This is a genomic window from Pantoea sp. BRR-3P (assembly GCF_039621635.1).
Classification (GTDB): Bacteria; Pseudomonadota; Gammaproteobacteria; order Enterobacterales; family Enterobacteriaceae; genus Pantoea; species Pantoea floridensis.
The window spans coordinates 585,897-605,903 of the sequence record NZ_CP155066.1 but is presented as its reverse complement, the minus strand read 5'-3'; the positions used below and the strand labels follow the sequence as shown (position 1 = coordinate 605,903).

The 20,007-nt window shown below is 55.2% G+C and carries 17 protein-coding genes and 1 other RNA gene; 6 read left to right on the top strand and 12 right to left on the bottom strand.

What is annotated here, in order from left to right; translation table 11 throughout:
- Positions 1–129 precede the first annotated feature (129 nt).
- From gcvP to AAGR08_RS02740, 7 genes are all read right to left on the bottom strand, one after another.
- On the bottom strand, positions 130–3,003 hold the full coding sequence (gene gcvP, locus AAGR08_RS02770; protein ID WP_345828407.1) for an aminomethyl-transferring glycine dehydrogenase: 2,874 nt from the start codon (positions 3,001–3,003) through the stop codon (positions 130–132).
- 100 nt (positions 3,004–3,103) lie between these two features.
- Positions 3,104–3,490, bottom strand: coding sequence for a glycine cleavage system protein GcvH (gcvH, locus tag AAGR08_RS02765; RefSeq protein ID WP_097096151.1), 387 nt, complete (start codon positions 3,488–3,490; stop codon positions 3,104–3,106).
- Positions 3,491–3,513: 23 nt separating this feature from the next.
- A complete protein-coding gene (gene gcvT, locus AAGR08_RS02760; protein ID WP_345828406.1) occupies positions 3,514–4,611 on the bottom strand; it encodes a glycine cleavage system aminomethyltransferase GcvT in 1,098 nt (365 codons plus the stop codon).
- A gap of 422 nt (positions 4,612–5,033) precedes the next feature.
- On the bottom strand, positions 5,034–6,236 hold the full coding sequence (gene ubiI, locus AAGR08_RS02755; RefSeq protein ID WP_345828405.1) for an FAD-dependent 2-octaprenylphenol hydroxylase: 1,203 nt from the start codon (positions 6,234–6,236) through the stop codon (positions 5,034–5,036).
- 20 nt (positions 6,237–6,256) lie between these two features.
- The gene (gene ubiH, locus AAGR08_RS02750) at positions 6,257–7,435 is read right to left on the bottom strand and encodes a 2-octaprenyl-6-methoxyphenyl hydroxylase (protein ID WP_345828403.1); all 1,179 of its coding nucleotides are present in this window, start codon (positions 7,433–7,435) and stop codon (positions 6,257–6,259) included.
- On the bottom strand, positions 7,432–8,754 hold the full coding sequence (gene pepP, locus AAGR08_RS02745; RefSeq protein ID WP_097096147.1) for a Xaa-Pro aminopeptidase: 1,323 nt from the start codon (positions 8,752–8,754) through the stop codon (positions 7,432–7,434). Before pepP ends, ubiH begins: the two co-directional genes overlap by 4 nt.
- A gap of 50 nt (positions 8,755–8,804) precedes the next feature.
- Entirely contained in the window at positions 8,805–9,386 is a 582-nt protein-coding gene (locus AAGR08_RS02740; protein ID WP_097096146.1) for a YecA family protein, read from the bottom strand.
- A gap of 170 nt (positions 9,387–9,556) precedes the next feature.
- On the opposite strand from AAGR08_RS02740, the gene zapA reads away from it, so the two are divergent.
- The 3 genes from zapA to AAGR08_RS02725 all read left to right on the top strand — a co-directional run bounded on the left by zapA (position 9,557) and on the right by AAGR08_RS02725 (position 10,786).
- A complete protein-coding gene (gene zapA / locus AAGR08_RS02735; RefSeq protein ID WP_007890288.1) occupies positions 9,557–9,886 on the top strand; it encodes a cell division protein ZapA in 330 nt (109 codons plus the stop codon).
- A 39-nt stretch (positions 9,887–9,925) separates the two neighbouring features.
- Positions 9,926–10,109, top strand: a non-coding RNA gene (gene ssrS, locus AAGR08_RS02730) — 6S RNA.
- Between the two features lie 80 nt (positions 10,110–10,189).
- The gene (locus tag AAGR08_RS02725) at positions 10,190–10,786 is read left to right on the top strand and encodes a 5-formyltetrahydrofolate cyclo-ligase (protein ID WP_345828399.1); all 597 of its coding nucleotides are present in this window, start codon (positions 10,190–10,192) and stop codon (positions 10,784–10,786) included.
- A gap of 38 nt (positions 10,787–10,824) precedes the next feature.
- Here the strand turns inward: AAGR08_RS02725 and serA are convergent, their stop codons facing one another.
- Together serA and rpiA are read right to left on the bottom strand one after the other, a co-directional pair.
- A complete protein-coding gene (gene serA / locus AAGR08_RS02720) occupies positions 10,825–12,063 on the bottom strand; it encodes a phosphoglycerate dehydrogenase (RefSeq protein ID WP_345828398.1) in 1,239 nt (412 codons plus the stop codon).
- A 279-nt stretch (positions 12,064–12,342) separates the two neighbouring features.
- Complete coding sequence (rpiA, locus tag AAGR08_RS02715; RefSeq protein ID WP_345828397.1) at positions 12,343–13,002, bottom strand: ribose-5-phosphate isomerase RpiA; 660 nt, start codon at positions 13,000–13,002, stop codon at positions 12,343–12,345.
- A gap of 180 nt (positions 13,003–13,182) precedes the next feature.
- Between rpiA and AAGR08_RS02710 the strand changes: the two genes are divergently transcribed.
- The gene (locus tag AAGR08_RS02710) at positions 13,183–14,088 is read left to right on the top strand and encodes a LysR family transcriptional regulator ArgP (RefSeq protein ID WP_097096142.1); all 906 of its coding nucleotides are present in this window, start codon (positions 13,183–13,185) and stop codon (positions 14,086–14,088) included.
- A 38-nt stretch (positions 14,089–14,126) separates the two neighbouring features.
- Here AAGR08_RS02710 and AAGR08_RS02705 read toward each other — a convergent pair whose 3' ends face one another.
- Entirely contained in the window at positions 14,127–14,855 is a 729-nt protein-coding gene (locus AAGR08_RS02705) for an oxidative stress defense protein (RefSeq protein WP_345828395.1), read from the bottom strand.
- 216 nt (positions 14,856–15,071) lie between these two features.
- On the opposite strand from AAGR08_RS02705, the gene AAGR08_RS02700 reads away from it, so the two are divergent.
- Entirely contained in the window at positions 15,072–16,379 is a 1,308-nt protein-coding gene (locus AAGR08_RS02700; RefSeq protein ID WP_345828393.1) for an MFS transporter, read from the top strand.
- Here the strand turns inward: AAGR08_RS02700 and AAGR08_RS02695 are convergent.
- On the bottom strand, positions 16,366–17,064 hold the full coding sequence (locus AAGR08_RS02695) for a helix-turn-helix domain-containing protein (RefSeq protein ID WP_345828391.1): 699 nt from the start codon (positions 17,062–17,064) through the stop codon (positions 16,366–16,368). The two genes, AAGR08_RS02700 and AAGR08_RS02695, sit on opposite strands and share 14 nt — an antisense overlap.
- A 54-nt stretch (positions 17,065–17,118) precedes the next feature.
- Here AAGR08_RS02695 and AAGR08_RS02690 point away from each other — a divergent pair, with 54 nt between their 5' ends.
- Positions 17,119–19,380 carry an FAD-dependent oxidoreductase gene (locus AAGR08_RS02690; RefSeq protein WP_345828390.1) on the top strand — a complete coding sequence of 754 codons (2,262 nt, stop codon included), beginning with the start codon at positions 17,119–17,121 and terminating at the stop codon, positions 19,378–19,380.
- On the opposite strand, the gene argO is transcribed toward AAGR08_RS02690, so the two are convergent.
- The gene (argO, locus tag AAGR08_RS02685) at positions 19,377–20,000 is read right to left on the bottom strand and encodes an arginine exporter ArgO (protein WP_097096137.1); all 624 of its coding nucleotides are present in this window, start codon (positions 19,998–20,000) and stop codon (positions 19,377–19,379) included. The genes AAGR08_RS02690 and argO overlap by 4 nt on opposite strands.
- Between the last annotated feature and the right edge of the window lie 7 nt (positions 20,001–20,007).

The following is a 20,007-nucleotide window of genomic DNA, read 5'->3' as shown; positions in this document are numbered from 1 at the left end:
ATTTTAGCCTAAATAATTTGAGATGCAGCAAGGCGGCAAGCTCGTACATCCTCGGGAGCTTACATCGGTAAGTGACCGGGATGAAGGAGCGCAGCCAACGCCGCTGCAGCTTAAGGTATGACGGCTAAATTACTGGTATTCGCTCATGGGTACACACGAACAGAACACGTTGCGGTCACCAAATACATCGTCCAGACGTTTAACGGTCGGCCAGTATTTGTTAGCGCTGCCTGCCGGGAACACCGCCAGCTCGCGGGTGTACGGGTGTGCCCAGTCGCCGACGATTTCTGTCTGCGTGTGCGGGGCGTTCACCAAGGGGTTATCCTCCAGCGGCCACTCGCCATCGGCAACGCGGTCGATCTCCATGCGGATGGCCAGCATCGCATCGATAAAGCGGTCCAGCTCAATTTTGCTTTCCGATTCCGTTGGTTCAACCATCAGCGTACCCGCAACCGGGAATGACATGGTAGGTGCGTGGAAACCATAATCGATCAGACGCTTGGCGATATCCAGTTCACTAATGCCGGTTTGCTCTTTCAGCGGACGAATATCGAGAATACATTCGTGCGCCACGCGGCCATCGCGACCTGCGTACAGAATCGGATAAGCGGATTGCAGACGGCTGGCAATGTAGTTGGCATTCAGAATCGCCACTGAACTCGCCTGCTTCAGGCCTTCCGCGCCCATCATGCGGATATACATCCAGCTGATTGGCAGAATCGAGGCGCTACCGAAAGGAGCTGCAGAAACTGCGCCCTGCTGCGTCAGCACGCCGTCAATTTGTACCACGCTGTGACCCGGCACGAACGGCGCCAGATGCGCTTTCACGCCGATGGGGCCCATGCCCGGGCCACCGCCGCCGTGCGGGATGCAGAAGGTTTTGTGCAGGTTGAGGTGCGAGACATCCGCGCCAATATAACCTGGCGTGGTGATCCCCACCTGCGCGTTCATGTTAGCGCCGTCGAGATACACCTGGCCGCCGTGCTGATGCACGATCTGGCACACTTCGCGAATGGTCTCTTCATAAACCCCGTGCGTTGACGGGTAAGTCACCATAATGCACGACAGCTGCTCGCCAACCTGTGCGGCTTTCTCACGCAAATCGCCAAGATCGATATTGCCTTGTTTATCGCAAGCCACAACGACAACCGACATGCCCGCCATCTGCGCTGACGCCGGGTTGGTGCCGTGGGCCGAGCTTGGGATCAGGCAGACATTACGGCCGCCTTCGTTGCGGCTTTCATGGTAACGACGAATCGCCAACAGACCCGCATATTCACCCTGTGCGCCTGAGTTTGGCTGCATGCACAGCGCGTCGTAGCCAGTTAGCTGTACCAGCCATTGCGATAGCTGACCAATCATCTGCAGGTAACCCGAAGCCTGATCTGCCGGGCAGAACGGATGCAGCTCGGCAAATTCAGGCCAGGTGATCGGAATCATTTCAGCAGCGGCGTTGAGTTTCATGGTGCACGAGCCGAGTGGGATCATCGCCTGATTCAGCGCCAAATCCTTTTTCTCCAGACTGTGCATATAACGCATCATCTCAGTTTCACTGTGATGACGGTTGAACACCGGATGCGTCAGGAAGGCGCTTTCACGCACCTGACCGGCCGGAATCGCACTGTTTTCCGCCGCCACCGCCGTATCCAGCGCATCAATATCCTGGCCGTGCGCATCGCCCAGCAGGATGGCGAACAGTGCCAGCACGTCTTCACGCGTGGTGGTTTCATCCAGCGTAATGCCAACGGCATTATGGATATCACTGCGCAGATTGACGCCAAAGCTCAGTGCACGGTTCAGCACCGCGGCTTTATCAGCAACGTCTACCGTCAGCGTATCAAACCAGCTGTTGTGGCGCAGCTTAAGGCCACCATTCTGCAGGCCAGCAGCCAGAATGCTGGTCATACGATGAATGCGGGAAGCAATGCGTTTCAGGCCAGCCGGGCCGTGATAAACAGCATAAAGACCGGCGATATTCGCCAACAGCACCTGCGAAGTACAGATGTTGGAGTTGGCTTTCTCACGGCGGATATGCTGCTCACGGGTTTGCATCGCCATGCGCAGCGCGGTGTTACCGGCGGCATCGCGTGATACGCCAATGATACGACCCGGCATCGAGCGCTTGTGTTCGTCGCGACTGGCGAAGAACGCAGCGTGCGGTCCGCCATAACCCATCGGCACGCCGAAACGCTGTGCGGAACCGAACACGATATCTGCGCCCTGCTTGCCTGGCGCTTCTAACTGCACCAGCGCCATAAAGTCTGCCGCGACGCTCACCACCACTTTGCGGCTTTTCAGCTCGGCAATCAGTGAACGGTAATCGTGCACTTCACCGTGCGTACCCACCTGTTGCAGCAGCACGCCAAACAGATCGTCGTGATCCAGCGCCTTGTCTGCACTATCAATAATCAATTCGAAACCAAAGGTCTCGGCGCGAGTACGCACCACATCCAGCGTTTGTGGATGAATGTCATTGGCGATGAAGAATTTTGTCGCGTTTTTCAATTTGCTGACGCGCTTAGCCATCGCCATGGCTTCTGCGGCGGCGGTGGCTTCGTCCAGCAACGAGGCGGACGCGATGTCCAGACCGGTCAGATCCAGCGTCAAGGTTTGGAAGTTCAGCAGCGCTTCCAGGCGGCCCTGCGACACTTCTGGCTGATACGGCGTATACGCGGTGTACCAGCCCGGATTTTCCAGCATATTGCGCAGGATAACCGGCGGCGTGATCACCGCGCTGTAGCCCATGCCGATCCAGGATTTGTAGCGGTGGTTCTGACTGGCAATGGCTTTCAGCTCTGCCAGCGCTTGCTGCTCGGTCGCGGCATCGCCCACTGCAGGCGGGCCTGGCAGCTGGATATCGGCAGGCACAATAGAACTGATCAATGATGAGAGCGAACGGGCACCAATCGCTTCCAGCATTAAGGCCTGTTGTTCCGGCGTAGGACCGATGTGGCGCTCAATGAAAGCACCGTTATGTTCGAGCTGGCTGAGAGTCTGGGTCATTTGCAGTAAATCCTGAATCGGGCTGGGTTACAAAAATGGCGTTAAGTCAGGCAGATAAAAAAAGAAGGCGCCGCTGTGCGTCACCTTCTGCCACTACCGGTTACTCGTCAATCGCGGCTTTGTAGGCATCGGCATCCAGCATGGAGTCGAGCTCTGATTCGTCGCTGGCTTTGATGCGGAACAGCCAACCCTCGGCGTACGGCGCGCTGTTAACCAGTTCCGGCGAATCGCCTAGCTGATCATTCACCGCAACGATTTCACCACTTAAGGGTGCATAGATGTCAGAAGCGGCTTTCACCGACTCCGCGACCGCGCAGTCATCACCGGCCGCGAAGGAGACGCCGACGTCTGGCAGATCGACAAACACCATATCGCCCAGCAGTTCCTGTGCGTGTTCGGTGATACCTACCGTGAAGGTGCCGTCAGCTTCTTTACGGACCCATTCGTGGCTATCGCGGTATTTCAATTCACTTGGCACATTGCTCATTGGCCATTTCTCCTGAAAAAAAATTACTGGGCGACCGGCTTACCGGCGCGAACAAAAATCGGTTTAGTGACTTTTACTGGCATTTCACGATTACGGATTTCCACAATCGCCTGCTCGCCAATTCCCGCCGGCACACGTGCCAGCGCAATGCTGCAACCCAGCGTTGGCGAGAAGGAACCACTGGTGATAATACCCTGCTGCGGCTGGCCTTGTTCATCGGTGAAGCGCACAGTGAGACCGTTACGCAGCACCCCTTTTTCGGTCATCACTAAACCAACCAACTTTTCGGTGCCTTTTTCGCGCTGCGCTTGCAGGGCATCACGACCAATAAAATCACGATCGGCGGGCTCCCAGCTGATGGTCCAGCCCATGTTAGCAGCCAACGGCGAAACGCCTTCATCCATCTCCTGACCATACAGATTCATGCCCGCTTCCAGGCGCAGCGTGTCACGCGCGCCTAAACCCGCCGGTTTAACACCTGCGGCCAACAGCTGCTGCCAAAAAGCAGCGGCTTCAGTGGCAGGCATGGCAATCTCGTAGCCTGCTTCGCCGGTGTAACCGGTCGTTGCGATGAACAGGTTTTCCGCTTGTACGCCGAAGAACGGCTTCATGCCGGTCACGGCGTCTCGCTGAGCGGCGCTAAACAGCGTTTGCGCTTTCTGCTGCGCATTCGGACCTTGCACCGCAATCAGCGCCAGATCGTCACGCTCAGTCAATTCCACGCCAAACGGCTGCGCATGCTGTTTAATCCACGCCAAATCTTTCTCACGCGTGGCGGAGTTAACCACCAGACGGAAGAAATCTTCGCTCATAAAGTAAACAATCAAATCATCGATGACGCCAGCCGAGGCATTCAACATGCCGGTGTAAAGCGCTTTGCCGGGCTGAGTCAATTTGGCGACATCATTTGCCAATAGATAGCGCAGAAACTCGCGGGTACGTGCACCGCGCAGATCGACGATGGTCATGTGGGAAACATCAAACATGCCGGCATCGTTGCGCACCGCGTGATGCTCATCCATTTGCGAGCCGTAATGCAGCGGCATCATCCAACCGTGGAAGTCCACCATGCGGGCACCGCATGCCTGATGCTGTTCGAATAGAGGCGTTTGCTGAGTCATAACCATCCTGTGAAAACAAGTAAGTGTGACGCGCCTGCGTCGCCTTATCAGGCTGACGCAAACGTTCTCTTTGTGCTGAAGTTATCACCGAATGCGGCAATTAACCATAAGCAAAACGAGGGTGAAACCCTAGCACCTTTCAACACCTCATCGAACACAGAACAGCATAAATCACTGCATTATTGTGATTAGCCTCGCACAAAATACGACTAAATTACTTTCATGCAGCAAACTGAGTGAATCAGGACCACAAACTTAAGGATGAGCATGGCAGCAGCACTGATGTAGCATGAGAAAAACTAATGCGAATAAAGGGGTAAAATTAGAATAAATCAAACGAGGCGCGATCGCGGTGCAGCGGCGCATCTTTACGGTGCAATAGACAAAAACGGCGCCCAATTGGGCGCCGTCAGCAAGGTGAATTAGCGGATCCAGCTGGGCAAGTCGTTCAGCCCCATTGCCTGTTTAAGCATCATGGGTTTAACGCCCGGTAAAGTATCGGCCAGCTTCAGACCGACATCACGCAGCAGTTTTTTCGCCGGATGCGTGCCGGCAAACAGCTCGCGGAAACCTTGCATCCCCGCCAACATCATCGCGGCACTGTGCTTGCGGCTGCGCTCATAGCGGCGCAAATAGAGATGCTGCCCAATATCTTTACCTTCCTGATGCAGTCGACGGATCTCACCAATCAATTCTGCGGCATCCATAAAGCCGAGATTCACACCCTGTCCAGCCAGCGGATGAATGGTGTGTGCTGCATCACCCACCAATGCCAAGCGGTGCGCGGCGAAGTTACGTGCATAACGTGCCGTCAGTGGGAAGGTTCTGCGCTCACTCTCGACCTGGCACAGGCCCAGGCGCATATCAAACGCCACCGACAGCTGTTGGTTAAACAGCGCTTGCGGCATGGATTGCAGGCGCTTAGCTTCCTGCGGCGAGAGCGACCACACAATTGAACACAGGTGCGGATCCTGCATCGGCAGGAACGCCAGAATGCCATCGCCATGAAACACCTGACGCGCGATGGCATCATGTGGCATGTCGGTGCGGATATTGGCCACTAATGCATGATGCTCATAATCCCAGAAGGTGAGCGGGATATCGGCTTTATCACGCAGCCAGGAATTTGCGCCGTCAGCGGCAACCAGCAAACGTGCGCTCATCATGCTGCCATCTTGCAACGTAATGAAGGCTTCGTTATCGCCAAAGGCCACCTGCTGCAACTGCGCGGGTGCAAACAGCGTGATATCGCTGCTGTTGCTGGCACGCTGCCACAAAGCGCTATGAATCACTTCGTTTTCGATAATATGGCCGAGATGCGATAGCCCCTGCTGTTCATCATCAAAGCTGATCGAGCCGAAGCTGTCCTGATCCCACACTTCCATACCGTGATAGGCGCTGGCACGCAGGGCCAGAATGCTTGACCACACGTCAAGCTTTTGCAGCAGACGTTCGCTGGCAGCATTGATGGCAGAAACGCGAATCGACGCGTTAGCCGCCGGATCAAATTGTGGCTCAGGTGCCTTTTCCAGCACGGCAACGCGTAAGCCGCTACCTTGTAATCCGCAGGCGACGGCCAACCCCACCATGCCGCCACCGGCGATTGCCACATCAAAAGTTTGCATTGCTGCCCCTTAGTTCGTGCTTAACGCTTCACCCAGCCGAGCGTGCGCGCGGCAAGTGGGTTTCGCAGCCAAGGCAGATGGTCCATTGCCACCAGCCCAAGATTTCGTCCTGCTACTAACGGCGCATAGCGGTTAGCAAACAGTCGGACTAAACCGTCGGTAACGCCAATTGTGGCGGCACGATCGGGCTGACGCCGCGCGGCAAAGTGCTGCAATACGGCAAAACTGCCGGGATCGTGCTGCTGACGCCACGCCCCTGCTAACGTCTCTGCCAGTGACATCACATCGCGCAGGCCAAGATTGAAACCTTGTCCGGCGATCGGGTGCAGCGTCTGCGCCGCATTGCCCACCAGCGCCAGCCGATGCGTTACCTGACGTTCGGCGGTTTGCAGCGCCAGGGGATAATGTTCGCGTTGCCCAGCGTGGGTGAAACGCCCCAATCGCCAGCCAAACGCACGCTGGAGCGCTTGCAGGAAAGTCGCCTCGTCCCATTGCTTAATGGTTGCTTGCGCAGCAATCGGGTGACACCACACCAGCGACATACGGTTGCCGGACATCGGCAGCAACGCCAGCGGGCCATGTTCGGTAAAACGTTCGAAGGCGCGGCCCTGGTGCGGCAATTGCGTTGCAACATTGGCGATAACGGCCAACTGTTGATAATCATCGCGCTGCCAGGTGATGCCGCAGGAGGCGCCCAAAGGTGAACGCGAGCCATCGGCGGCTACTAATAATGCGCCATCCAGCTGTTCGCCGCTGCTGAGCGTAACCTGTACGCTATCCGGCGTGCGTGTCACAGAAGTGACGTGATCCGGACAGCGTAGCGTAACGCCGGGAGCCGTTTTCAGACGCTGAAAAAGGCGCTGCCCAACATCAAAAAGCTCCACCACCTGACCGAGCGCAGGCAATTGATGATCGTCCGCTTTGAGCGAGACGAAGCCGGTATGACCGCGATCGGAGACGTGGATATCGGTGATAGGAGTAGCGCAATCTGCCAGTGAACGCCATAGGTCGATATCGGCTAATTGCTGGCAAGTGCCAGCCGCCAATGCAATGGCACGGCCATCGAAGCCCGGATGCGCACGGCTATCGGGTTGGCTACGCTCAATCAAGGTGACCGGTAGCTGGCCTTGCGTCAGGTGAGAAATCGCCAGCGCCAGAGTCGCACCAGTCATGCCGCCGCCGGCAATTAAAATACTCATGCGTGGCGTGCCGCCGCCATCAGCGCTTCGATCGCGTCAGCATCTTTCACCACGCTGTCGGTAAGATTTTCGTTGCCGTCTGCGGTGATGACGATGTCATCTTCGATGCGAATACCAATGCCACGATATTGCGGCGGCACTTTGGCATCTGGCGCGATATACAAGCCAGGCTCAACGGTCAGCACCATGCCCGGCTCAAGAATGCGGTCGCGGCTTGGCGTGCCGTAATGGCCGACGTCGTGCACATCCAGCCCCAGCCAGTGGCTCAAACCGTGCATAAAGAACGGGCGGTGCGCCTGCTCTTCAAACAGCGTATCGATATTGCCATCCAGAATGCCGAGATCGACCAGGCCGGTAATCATGATGCGCACCACTTCGTCATTAACGTCATGGATGCTGATACCCGGGCGGAACATCGACAACGCTTTGTACAGCGAAGCGAGCACGATGTCGTAGATGGCGCGCTGCGGCTCACTAAACGTGCCGTTGACCGGGAAGGTGCGGGTGATATCGCCCGCATAGCCATGGAATTCGCAGCCAGCATCAATCAGCACTAAATCGCCGTCGCGCATTTCCGATTCGTTTTCGGTGTAGTGCAGAATGCAGCCGTTTTCGCCAGAACCAACGATAGTGTTGTAAGAGGGAAAACGCGCGCCATGGCGATTGAATTCATGATGAATTTCACCTTCCAGCTGATATTCGAACATACCAGGACGACAGGCCTGCATGGCTCGCGTGTGCGCCAGCGCGCTGATTTTGCCCGCACGGCGCAGAATCTCAATCTCTTGCGCACTTTTGAACAGGCGCATCTCATGCACCCACGGACGCCAGTCGGTGATCGTATCCGGCGCACTGAGGTTTTGACGGAAGCCGCGACGCAATTTATCCAGCGCGCTAAACACCAGCTGATCCGCCTCAGCGTATTCGCCCTGCGCGTGGTACACCACGTCCAAACCATTCAGCAATTGATGCAGCTGCTCGCCGATGTCATCCCAAGGCAAGGCGCGATCGACACCCAATTTAGCCGGTGCGGCGTCCTGACCAAGACGGCGACCAAACCAGATTTCGGCGGTCAGATCGCGCACACGATTGAACAACACGCTGTGGTTATGCGTGTCATCGCTTTTGATTAATACCAGCAGCGCCTGCGGTTCGTTAAAGCCCGTGAAATACCAAAAATCACTGTTTTGACGAAAGTTATATTCGGTATCGTTGCTGCGCGTCACTTCAGGTGCAGCAAAAATCAATGCGGCACTGCCTGGCGCCATGCGGGCAATCAGCGCCTGACGACGCTGTTGAAACGTATCCAGAGTAATCATGTTTGCACTCCCTGTTGAAAACGGGCCACAACGTACCCGCATTGACGCGCTTAGTGTAACGTCGGTTTCTGCACTTCGGGTGCCGTTGGCTGATGCTGACGTGTGAAGGTGTCGTGGCACAGCAGAGCGGCTACGCGCACGTACTCAATCACCTCTTCCAGCGACTGCTCCAGCTCTTCCTGATCTTCGTCTTCGTCATAACCAAGTTGCGCGATGGTGCGCAGATCGTCGATGGCTTCACCGGTTTCGCCGGTGACTTTTTCCAGCTTAGGCTGTGTAACCCCTAAACCGAGCAGGAAATGGTTTACCCAACCGGCCAGCGCATCCGCGCGATCGAATACCGTGATGTCATCATCTTCCGGCAACATCAACTGGAACATAAAGCCTTCGTCTTCCAGCGTATTCGCCAGGCTTTCATGCAGCGCCTGCAACGGCTGAGACAGGCTTTGTGAAAACGCCATGCCTTCGTTGGTAAGATCGTGAACCATGGTTTTCCAGCTGGTATCCTGATTGCCGCCGCACAGAATCCCAGAGAGAAGTCCGTGCATTTCGGCTGGCGTCATACCCACGCCCTGCTGAGAAAGGGCCGCGGCCAGCGCGTTGTAACTAGGCGATGCGTTCGGTAAAGACATAAGCTTTGGTCGTCGTTGACAGAATAAGTTCGTGTTATGCTACCACCAGGTGCCTCTGGGTTTCCAGAAAAGGGGTTGTAAGTTATAACTCGGGTATATATAGTTTCGCTCCTCCCAACCCATTGACCGGTAAGGGAGATGCGATCGAAGTAATCAGTCAGGATGGTGGCATGTCTGCACAACCAGTAGATATTCAAATTTTTGGTCGTTCATTGAGAGTGAATTGTCCGCCTGAACAGCAAGATGCGCTGAATCTGGCCGCAGAGGATCTCAATCAACGGTTGCAAGATTTAAAAGTTCGCACTAGAGTCACCAATACAGAGCAACTGGTGTTCATCGCCGCGTTAAACATCTGCCACGAGTTGGCACAAGAGAAAGGTAAGACGCGCGACTATGCAGCAAACATGGAACAACGTATCCGCATGCTGCAACAGACCATTGAACAAGCGTTAGTTGAGCAAGGTCGCATAACCGATCGCCAGGGCCCTAATTTTGAATAAAGCTTCATGGTCCTCATGCTAGAGTGACGGTGAAGTACATTTTCTCTGAGATGTTTGCAAGCGGGCCAGTCCCCTGAGCCGATATTTCATACCAACAGAATGTGACGCTCCACAATTTGTGCGCATGCTCGGTCCGTCCGAGAAGCCTAATAGTTGTGACGGCATGTTCACCTTGAACCAAGGGTTCAAGGGTTACAGCCTGCGGCGGCATCTCGGAGATCTCCCTTCAGTAGTAAATCTGTTTCCCCGGTTCGCATGATATAATCGCTTTTAAAAAGCGATTATTCCGGGGATGTAGATACCATGCCAGCGCCCTCACTTCTCGACCGTCACGATATTCGTCAACATGTGCGCCATTTGCGCCGCAACCTCACGTCTGAGCAGCAGGAACAGGCCGCCGATCAGCTGGCTGAACACGCCATTAATATTGCGCCGATCGCCAATGCCCAACGCATCGCGCTGTTTTTATCGGTTGATGGTGAAATCAATACCCGACCGCTGATCGCCAAACTGTGGCAGCAAAAAAAGCAGGTTTATCTGCCGGTGCTGCACCCTTTCTCGCCAGGCAATCTGCTGTTTATTCGCTACACGCCCGAAACCACCCTTATGCCTAATAAACTGCGCATTCCGGAACCGCCGTTAGATATCACGCAACTGGCCACGCTGGACCAATTAGATGTAATGCTGGTGCCGCTGGTGGCGTTTGACCACCAGGGCCAACGTTTGGGGATGGGCGGTGGATTCTACGATCGCACGCTGCAAAACTGGCAGCAGCATGGTTTTCTTCCGGTGGGCATTGCGCATGATTGCCAGCGCGTGGATGCACTCCCCGTCGCGGCATGGGATGTCCCGCTGCCAGCAATATTGACGCCATCTAAACTGTGGCAATGGGAAGCGTAAGCAGAAAAAACAAAGGGCGCCAACGGCGCCCTGTTCGATCAGTACAACAGACGAGCGCGAATGGTGCCTGGAATGGCCTTCATCGCCTGTAGCGCTTTATCCGCCACATCTTCTGACGCATCAATATCAATGACCACGTAGCCCATTATCGGCGTGGTTTGCAGATACTGCGCAGCAATGTTGATGCCCTGCTCAGCAAAAATCTGGTTGATAGCCGTCAATACACCCGGACGGTTTTCATGGATGTGCAGCAGACGGCTGGCGCTGGCTGCGTGCATCGGCAATGACACTTCCGGGAAGTTAACTGCAGACAAAGTAGATCCGTTGTCAGAGTACTTTGCCAGCTTGCCAGACACTTCTAAGCCGATATTTTCCTGCGCTTCCTGGGTTGAACCACCAATGTGCGGCGTCAAAATCACATTGTCGAACTCGCACAGCGGAGAGTTGAAAGGATCGCTGTTGGTGGCAGGTTCAACCGGGAAGACGTCAATAGCGGCACCGGCCAGATGCTTGTTTGCCAGCGCATTACACAACGCGGGGATATCAATCACGGTTCCGCGCGCGGCGTTGATCAGCAGCGAGCCGGGCTTCATTAGCGCCAGCTCTTCAGCACCCATCATATTTTGCGTCGATGGCGTTTCTGGCACGTGCAGGCTGACCACATCGCTCATGTTGAGCAAGTCAGAGAGATGGCGAACCTGTGTAGCGTTACCCAGCGGCAGTTTGCTTTCGATATCGTAGAAGAACACGTGCATACCCAGGCTCTCGGCCAGCACACCCAGCTGCATGCCGATATGGCCATAGCCGATGATACCCAGTTTTTTGCCACGCGCTTCGTAGGAACCGTTAGCGACTTTATTCCAGATACCACGGTGTGCTTTGGCGTTCGCCTCCGGAATACCGCGCAGCATCAGCAGCATTTCGCCAATCACCAGCTCAGCCACCGAACGGGTATTCGAGAACGGTGCGTTGAACACCGGTACGCCGCGTTTCGCCGCAGCGCCAAGATCAACCTGATTAGTACCGATACAGAAGCAGCCGACAGCCACCAGCTTTTCAGCGGCAGCAAAGATCTCTTCAGTCAGTTGGGTGCGGGAACGGATACCAATGAAGTGCGCATCGCGGATGGAGGATTTCAGCGACTCCGCATCCAGCGCCCCTTTGTGAAACTCGATGTTGGTGTAGCCTGCTGCACGCAGGTTTTCCAGCGCACTCTGGTGAACGCCTTCCACCAGCAGGAACTTAATCTTGTCTTTTTCCAGTGATACCTTTGCCATTTCCCGACCCTATTCAGAATTCAACGAGTACTACCATAAGGTAGCCTTCTGTCAAAATATCAAATATTTCGTGCGCAGCAATACAAACGATTGCCTGGCGACCAGCACGCGCCCATGCGTAGACAGCACAAAGCCGTACAAAATCATGGCATCTCTATAGGACAGAGTACGAACCTGCTGCTGATGAACCTTTTGTGACATAAGTCACCAAATTTCAGCCTGGCGAGAAAAGATGTTTTGCGCATGGAAATAACCGGCGCACTGCCTGCGCCGGACAGATCATTTTACGATGGTTTTCACGCCTTCAGCGCTGCCAATCAGCGCAACATCGGCACCGCGCGCGGCAAACAGGCCAACCGTCACCACGCCTGGCAGCGCGTTAATGGTTTTTTCCAGCTCGATGGGATCAAGAATACGCAGATTATGTACGTCGAGAATAATGTTGCCGTTATCGGTGATAACGTTCTGACGATACTCGGGCAAGCCGCCCAGCTTCACCAGTTCACGTGCCACAAAGGAACGCGCCATGGGAATGACTTCAACCGGCAGCGGGAAGTGGCCCAGTACATCAACTTCTTTCGATGCATCCGCAATACAGATAAATTTCTTCGCCACTGCGGCGACGATTTTCTCGCGGGTTAGCGCGGCGCCACCGCCTTTGATCATCTGCATCTGCGGGTTGATTTCATCAGCACCATCTACGTAAACCGACAGCTCATCAATCTCGTTAAGATCGAAGACATGGATGCCTAAGGCTTTCAGTTTCTCGGTTGAGGCTTCCGAGCTGGAAACCGCGCCTTCAATCTGATTCTTGATGGTGCCGAGCGCATCAATGAAATGCGCTGCGGTTGAACCTGTACCAACACCGACAATCGTGCCCGGCTCTACGTATTTTAGCGCTGCCCAACCTACCGCTTTTTTCAGTTCATCCTGGGTCATGGTATGTTTAAAACCTGTGCGACATCGAAGTGTGCGTAGTATAAAACAAGGCGTCGTAAAAAAGCGCGACTGTTAAACCGCCGATTTACGTCTTTGGAAGCCAGCCCGCAAAAAAGCGCCGCAGCACAATTTGACAGTTTTATGGCATAGTAATGTCCACCTGAACGAGAGAGAACAACAATGAAACGCCCGGATTATCGAACGCTTCAGGCGCTGGATGCTGTGATTCGTGAGCGCGGCTTTGAGCGCGCGGCACAAAAACTTTGTATTACGCAATCTGCGGTTTCTCAGCGTATTAAACAGCTGGAGAATTTATTCGGTCAGCCGCTGCTGGTGCGTACCGTACCGCCGCGTCCCACCGAGCAGGGACAAAAATTGCTGGCGTTATTGCATCAGGTTGAGCTACTGGAAGAGGAGTGGCTAGGTGACGATAACGGCGGAACAACGCCACTGCTGCTGTCGCTGGCGGTCAACGCCGACAGTCTGGCAACCTGGCTGCTGCCGGCGCTAAAAGATGTGCTGGCCGATTCGCCTGTGCGTCTGAATTTGCAGGTGGAAGATGAAACCCGCACCCAGGAACGTCTGCGTCGCGGTGAAGTGGTTGGTGCAGTGAGTATTCAGCCGCAACCGCTACCAAGCTGTTTGGTGGATCAACTGGGCGCATTGGATTATCTGTTCTGCGCATCGCCAGAATTTGCCGCACGCTATTTCCCAAACGGCGTTACGCGCTCGGCGTTACTGAAAGCGCCGGCGGTGGCATTCGACCACTTGGATGATATGCATCAGGCATTTTTACAGCAGAACTTTGACCTGTCGCCGGGCAGCGTGCCCTGCCACATCGTTAACTCATCAGAAGCCTTTGTGCAGTTAGCCCGCCAGGGTTCCGTGTGCTGTATGATTCCGCATCTGCAAATTGAGCGCGAGCTGGCGCAAGGTGAGCTGGTGGATTTAACGCCGGGCTTGTACCAGCGTCGGATGCTGTATTGGCACCGTTTTGCTCCGGAAAGTCGCTTGATGCGCAGCGTAACAGATGCGCTGATCGCGCATGGCCATCGCGTGCTGCGTCAGGATGTTTCGCCGGTGTAATGTTCAGGTCGCCATAAATGGCGACCTGATATCAAGCGTTACGGCGTATTCGGTTTGATTTCGAATACTACATCCACCTGATCGTCGAAGTGAATGCTCTGCTGCTCGTAAGTTTGCTGCGCGGTGGTGTCTGTGGGTGCGGCGGCGGCTTTATACATGCGCGCCATCGGCATTGGCTGGTAGTTAGCAACGTGGTAACGGATGCTGTACACCGAACCCAATTTTGCGTTGAAACCTTCTGCCAGCGCATTTGCCTGCTGCGTCGCATTGGCGATCGCCACTTTACGCGCCTGCTCTTTATAGCTGTCCGGATTCGCCACGCCCAACTCCACTGAACGGATCTCATTCAGGCCCGATTTCAGCGCACCATCCAGCAGTTCGTTCAGCTTATCTAGCTTACGCAACGTCACCTGGACCTGACGCTCAGCACGATAACCTTTCAGTACTGACTTACCCTCTTTGGTGTAGTCGTACTCCGGCTGCGTACTCAGGTTTGCCGCATCGATATCTTTTTTCTCAATACCATTCTTTTGCAGGAAATCGAAGTATTGCGCCACGCGGTCATCAGCTTGTTTTTTTGCTTCCGCCGCGTCTTTCGAGGAAACATTAACCACAATAGCGAGCGTCGCAATATCGGGTTTGGCATCAACACTTGCTTGCCCAGAAGTCACCACATGCGGTCCATTTGGCAATTCACCCGCCTGGACTAAACCGGACATTGCGCCAGTGCTCATTACGGCGGCTAGCGCCAGTGCTTTCAGTTTCACGAAAGTCCTCCTTGAGGGATTCAATTTGCAGGTCGCCACTATGGCTAAACCCAAAACACATTACCATGCGTGATGGTCTGAGTTTTGAATTGACAAAAAGTTCGGGCAATCTGCTGTTTTAACGTCGCCGCGATCGCAAAGTTTGGTGAACAGATTCGCCAAAACCCCACTAAATCGTTTCTATTAAAGAAACACTCGGCATTCGGGAGTTGCATAATGACTGAACAACCGCTTAGCCAAACCGCTACCAGCATGCGAGCAGGTCGTACCCGCTTTCTGATGCTGGGTTTGGTGTTTATTAATATCATTATCAACTACATGGACCGCACCAATCTGTCGGTTGCCGCCACTGAGATGGCGGGCGAATTACGCTTCACGCCGATGGAGATGGGGTTAATCTTTTCCGCCTTCGGCTGGATCTATGCCGCCTTGCAGATTCCCGGAGGATTTCTCATTGATCGTCTCGGAGCTCGCCTGGTCTACGGGGTTGGCTTATTTGTCTGGTCGCTCATTACCCTACTGCATGCTTTTGCCTGCACGTTCGCCGCGCTGTTTGGCCTGCGCTTGGGTGTCGGCGCGTTTGAAGCACCGGTGATGCCCGCCAATAATCGGGTGATTTCCAGCTGGTTTCCGGAGCACGAGCGCGCCAGCGCCATTGGTATCTACTCATCCGCACAGTTTGTCGGGCTGGCCTGTATGACGCCGCTGCTGTTCCACGTGCAGGATGCGTTTGGCTGGCGCGGCCTGTTTCTCATCACCGGGTTGGCGGGCATGGTTTGGGCGCTGCTGTGGTATTGGCTTTACCGCGAGCCACATCAACATAAACGGGTCTCCGCAGCAGAACTGAACTACTTGCGCCATAACGGCGCGCTACTGCAGAGCGAGCAAGGCCATCACCCCACCAAAGCACGCTGGCGTGATTTAGCGCAGATGTTCCGCAGCCGCAAATTGGTCGGCATCTATATTGGACAATTCACCATCTCCGCCACCTTCTGGTTCTTTCTCACCTGGTTTCCCACCTATCTGGTGGAGTATCGCCACATGGGGTTCATCAAAAGTGGCTATGTGGCATCGGTGCCCTACTTCGCCGCTTTCTGCGGTGTGCTGCTGGCCGGATTTGCCTCAGATCGCATGATGCGACGGGGGGTATCCACCAGCGTGGCACGCAAGTTACCGGTGATCCTCGGGCTGTTCCTGACGCTTTTCATCCTCGGTGCCAATTACACCGACGATTCGACGCTGATCATTGTGTTTATGTCGCTGGCATTCTTCGGCAACGGTTTGGCAACCATCACCTGGGTTTTTGTCACCGCACTGGCTCCGCGCCATTTGATTGGCCTGGCGGGCGGCGTGTTTAACTTTACGGGTGCGCTCTCTTCCATCGTGGTGCCAATTGCCATTGGCGCCTTGATTGATGGCGACAACTTCGCACCAGCTTTGGCGTTTATCGCCGTGCTGGCCGCTATTGGTATCGGTAGCTATCTATTTATTGTGGGGAAAATTGACCATGTTAGTGCGGGCTAATCAAAACCTGCGCCAGAGTTTGCAGCTGTTGCAGACGCTCCGCGAGATGCGCCTCATCAGGTTGCCAGATTTTAGCAAAGGCCAGCGCCGCGCGATTGTTATCGATTGGCTGCGCCATGCTGATTTCACCGTCATCACGATGCCAAATCAGATGGTCTTCACCACGCTTGCGCGCCAGCAGCGGAGCAATTTGTTGCCACTGTCCATCGCTAAAGCGCGGTTGCAGCGCCTCATCACTTTCAGCCGCCAGCAGCGACACGCCAATTACCGATTGCCAGGCAGGCAGCATACGAAAGCCAGCCAGCGCCTGACTGGCGCTGGTACGTTCGCCGGGCTCAGAGTGCCAGATATAGATCACCTGATCTTCCCACAGTACGCCCAGGGCAACCACGATATCACGCGGCGCGTGAAGTTCCAGCTGTGGCAAAGCCTGCGCAAACAGCGAAGAGCCGCGTATCGCCTGCGCCGCCAGCGCGTGAATGCCAGGACCAGGCAGATAACGCCGATGTTCATCCTGCGTCGTCAGACCTATTGCTGCCATGGTCATCAGCAGCCGATTAACCCGCGTGCTATTCATCCCCATCTGACGTGCCAATTCACGACAACCTACGGCTTTGTCGCTGGAAACCAGATATTGCAGGCAGCGAATACCATCAATCAGGCTTTGGTTGGGTTGAGAAGACATAGATCACCTGCGGCGGGTAAAACTCAATCTTAGCCTTAGCCATAGAGGAATGAAATGATGCAAATTTTCTCATCACAAAATGCACGCGACTTTCCTCAGCAACAGCTGCAGGCAGACTTATTGGTTGCCGGTGGAGGTTTAGCGGGCGTGTGTGCCGCTTTAGCCGCTGCACGCGAGGGGCTGAGCGTGGTGTTGATTCAGGATCGCCCGGTGCTGGGCGGCAACGCCTCCAGTGAGGTACGCCTGTGGGCTAACGGTGCCACTTCTCACATGGGCAACAACAACCGCTGGGCGCGCGAAGGCGGCATCATGGGCGAGATCATGGAGGAGAATCTGTGGCGTAATAAAGAGGGCAATCCCGTACTGTTTGATCTGGTGCTGCTGGATATTGTGCAGGCACAGCCGGGACTGACCTTACTGCTCAATACTGTGGTTACTGATATCGAAAAATCTGGCCGCCGCCTGCAGGCCGTACAGGCATTTAACGCTATCAACCAGACGCACTATCGGGTTTCGGCCGCGCAGTTTATTGATGCCAGCGGAGATGGCGTCCTGGGCTATCTGGCCGGTGCCGCACATCGTGTCGGCGCAGAATCCGTTGACGAGTTTGGCGAGAAAATGGCGCCAGGCGAAAATTTTGGCCACAAGCTCGGGCATTCGATCTACTTTTACACCAAACGCGCCGCACAGCCCGTCCGCTTTGTACCGCCCTCTTTTGCGCTGAAAGAGATCAGCGCTATTCCGCGCTACCAACGCCTGAATGCTACTCTCAACGGTTGCGATTTATGGTGGCTGGAATGGGGCGGACGGCTGGATACCGTGCACGAAAGCGAAGCCATTAAGTGGGAACTGTGGAAAATTGTCTGGGGCGTGTGGGATTACATCAAAAACGCCGGTGAATTCCCGGATGCCGCTAACCTCACCATTGAATGGGTTGGGCTCATTCCCGGCAAGCGCGAGAGCCGACGTTTTCTTGGCGATACGCTGCTCTGCCAGCAGGACATCATTGAGCAGCGCGATCACTACGATGCCGTGGCGTATGGCGGCTGGTCGATTGATTTGCATCCGGCCGACGGCGTCTATAGCCAACACGAAGGGTGTCGTCAGTTTCACAGCAAAGGCACCTACACCATTCCATTCCGCGCGTTGTATAGCCAATCGCTGGATAATTTGCTGTTAACCGGCCGCCTTATCTCCGCAACGCACGTGGCATTTGGCAGCGCACGCGTGATGTGTACCTGCGGCGTACTGGGTGAAGTCGTGGGACGCGCAGCCGTCATCTGTCAGCGGCAACAGCTTACGCCCGCCGAGCTGGCGCAGCCGGATCGGGTGGGAGACCTGCAGCAACAGTTGCTGCGTCAGGGCGCATTTATACCGCGCGTGCCGCTGGCGAATCCAGCCCGAGACGCACAGGTTACGGTCAGCAGTACGCTACAGCTGCGCGCCCTGCCCGCGGATGCAGGATGGCAGCCCATGACATCTCGCTGCGCACTGCTGCTGCCGATAAAAGCAGGCGAACGGTTGCCGGCCATCACCGTGCAACTGCGTGCCGCGCGGGCGCAAACCTTACAGGTGTCGCTGCTCACCAGTGACAACCCCGCCAATACCTGCGGCGATCGCCCGCTCGCCGCGCAACGCATCGAGGTCAACGATCAGGGCGCTTATCGCCTGAATTTTGATTATCTGGCCGATAGCGATCGCTATCTGTTTATCGCTTTTGCAGAGAATCCGGATATTGAGATGGCGCTGACCAGCCAGCGTTTGCCGGGCGTGATGATGGTGTTTAATAGCCTCAACCCTCGCGTAGCAAAACGTACCCGTCAGATTAATGATGGTGATTACGGGATTGATGAGTTTGATTTTTGGTTGCCGCGTCGCGCGCCGCAGCAAATCCTGCTGGCCTTTGCGCTGGAAGCGCCGCTGCAGCTGTGGCATCGCGATTATTTGCTGAATGGCAAGTTACGTCCGGAACGCCACACAAACTGCTGGGTGCCGGCGCTGGACGACGCACATCCCCATGTAAGCTGGCAATGGCGGGAACCGCAGCAGGCGCGCCAACTCACCTTGTTATTTGATAACGATTTCGATCATGCGATGGAGACGGTGCAGATGGGGCATGCGCAGTCGATAACGCCACACTGCACCACGCATTATCGCTTGTGGCTGGATGACACATTACTGGTTGAAGTGCAGGAAAATCACCATTCACTGTGTCATCACCTTGTGCCGCAGGAAATGCGTTTTCGCCAAATCCGGCTGGAACTGCTCGCCAGTGCGGGTTCGCTGCCCGCACTTTACGGCTTACATCTGCATTAGAACGCAGCTATCCCCTGGCGCGCCAGCTGGATGGCGATAAACCACATCACGCCACCAACCAGCAGATTAATAACGCGTTGCGCCCGCACGGTGCGCAATCGTGGTGACAGCCATGCCGCCATCAGTGCCAGGCCAAAGAACCAAATAATTGACGCGCTAACGGTGCCAAAGGCAAACCAGCGGCGTGCGTCCACTGATGGCAACTGGCTGCCCAGGCTGCCAAGTACTACAAAAGTATCGAGATAGACGTGCGGATTGAGCCAGGTTACCGCCAATAGTGTGGCGATAATGCGCCAACGTCCCTGCTTCAGCTCGGCTTCAGAAGCCAACGACACATCACCTTGCCATGCACTGCGCAGCGCACCCCAACCATACCACAGCAAAAATGCCACGCCCGCCCAGGTAATGATCATCAGTAAGATGGGTGATTGATTCAGCAACGCGCTGCCGCCAAAAATTCCGCCACAGATCAGCGCAATATCGCTAAGGGTACAGAGCGCAGCGGTCATCAGATGGTAATGGCGCTTGATGCCCTGATTCATCACGAAAGCATTTTGCGGACCTAATGGCAGGATTAGCGCGGCACCAAGGGCAAGCCCTTGTAAATAAACAGATAACACAGTGTCA

Coding starts and splice junctions, on each gene's coding strand:
- gcvP (WP_345828407.1), bottom strand. CDS start 3,003: ATGACCCAGACTCTCAGCCAGCTCGAACATAACGGTGCTTTCATTGAG.
- gcvH (WP_097096151.1), bottom strand. CDS start 3,490: ATGAGCAATGTGCCAAGTGAATTGAAATACCGCGATAGCCACGAATGG.
- gcvT (WP_345828406.1), bottom strand. CDS start 4,611: ATGACTCAGCAAACGCCTCTATTCGAACAGCATCAGGCATGCGGTGCC.
- ubiI (WP_345828405.1), bottom strand. CDS start 6,236: ATGCAAACTTTTGATGTGGCAATCGCCGGTGGCGGCATGGTGGGGTTG.
- ubiH (WP_345828403.1), bottom strand. CDS start 7,435: ATGAGTATTTTAATTGCCGGCGGCGGCATGACTGGTGCGACTCTGGCG.
- pepP (WP_097096147.1), bottom strand. CDS start 8,754: ATGATTACTCTGGATACGTTTCAACAGCGTCGTCAGGCGCTGATTGCC.
- AAGR08_RS02740 (WP_097096146.1), bottom strand. CDS start 9,386: ATGTCTTTACCGAACGCATCGCCTAGTTACAACGCGCTGGCCGCGGCC.
- zapA (WP_007890288.1), top strand. CDS start 9,557: ATGTCTGCACAACCAGTAGATATTCAAATTTTTGGTCGTTCATTGAGA.
- AAGR08_RS02725 (WP_345828399.1), top strand. CDS start 10,190: ATGCCAGCGCCCTCACTTCTCGACCGTCACGATATTCGTCAACATGTG.
- serA (WP_345828398.1), bottom strand. CDS start 12,063: ATGGCAAAGGTATCACTGGAAAAAGACAAGATTAAGTTCCTGCTGGTG.
- rpiA (WP_345828397.1), bottom strand. CDS start 13,002: ATGACCCAGGATGAACTGAAAAAAGCGGTAGGTTGGGCAGCGCTAAAA.
- AAGR08_RS02710 (WP_097096142.1), top strand. CDS start 13,183: ATGAAACGCCCGGATTATCGAACGCTTCAGGCGCTGGATGCTGTGATT.
- AAGR08_RS02700 (WP_345828393.1), top strand. CDS start 15,072: ATGACTGAACAACCGCTTAGCCAAACCGCTACCAGCATGCGAGCAGGT.
- AAGR08_RS02695 (WP_345828391.1), bottom strand. CDS start 17,064: ATGTCTTCTCAACCCAACCAAAGCCTGATTGATGGTATTCGCTGCCTG.
- AAGR08_RS02690 (WP_345828390.1), top strand. CDS start 17,119: ATGATGCAAATTTTCTCATCACAAAATGCACGCGACTTTCCTCAGCAA.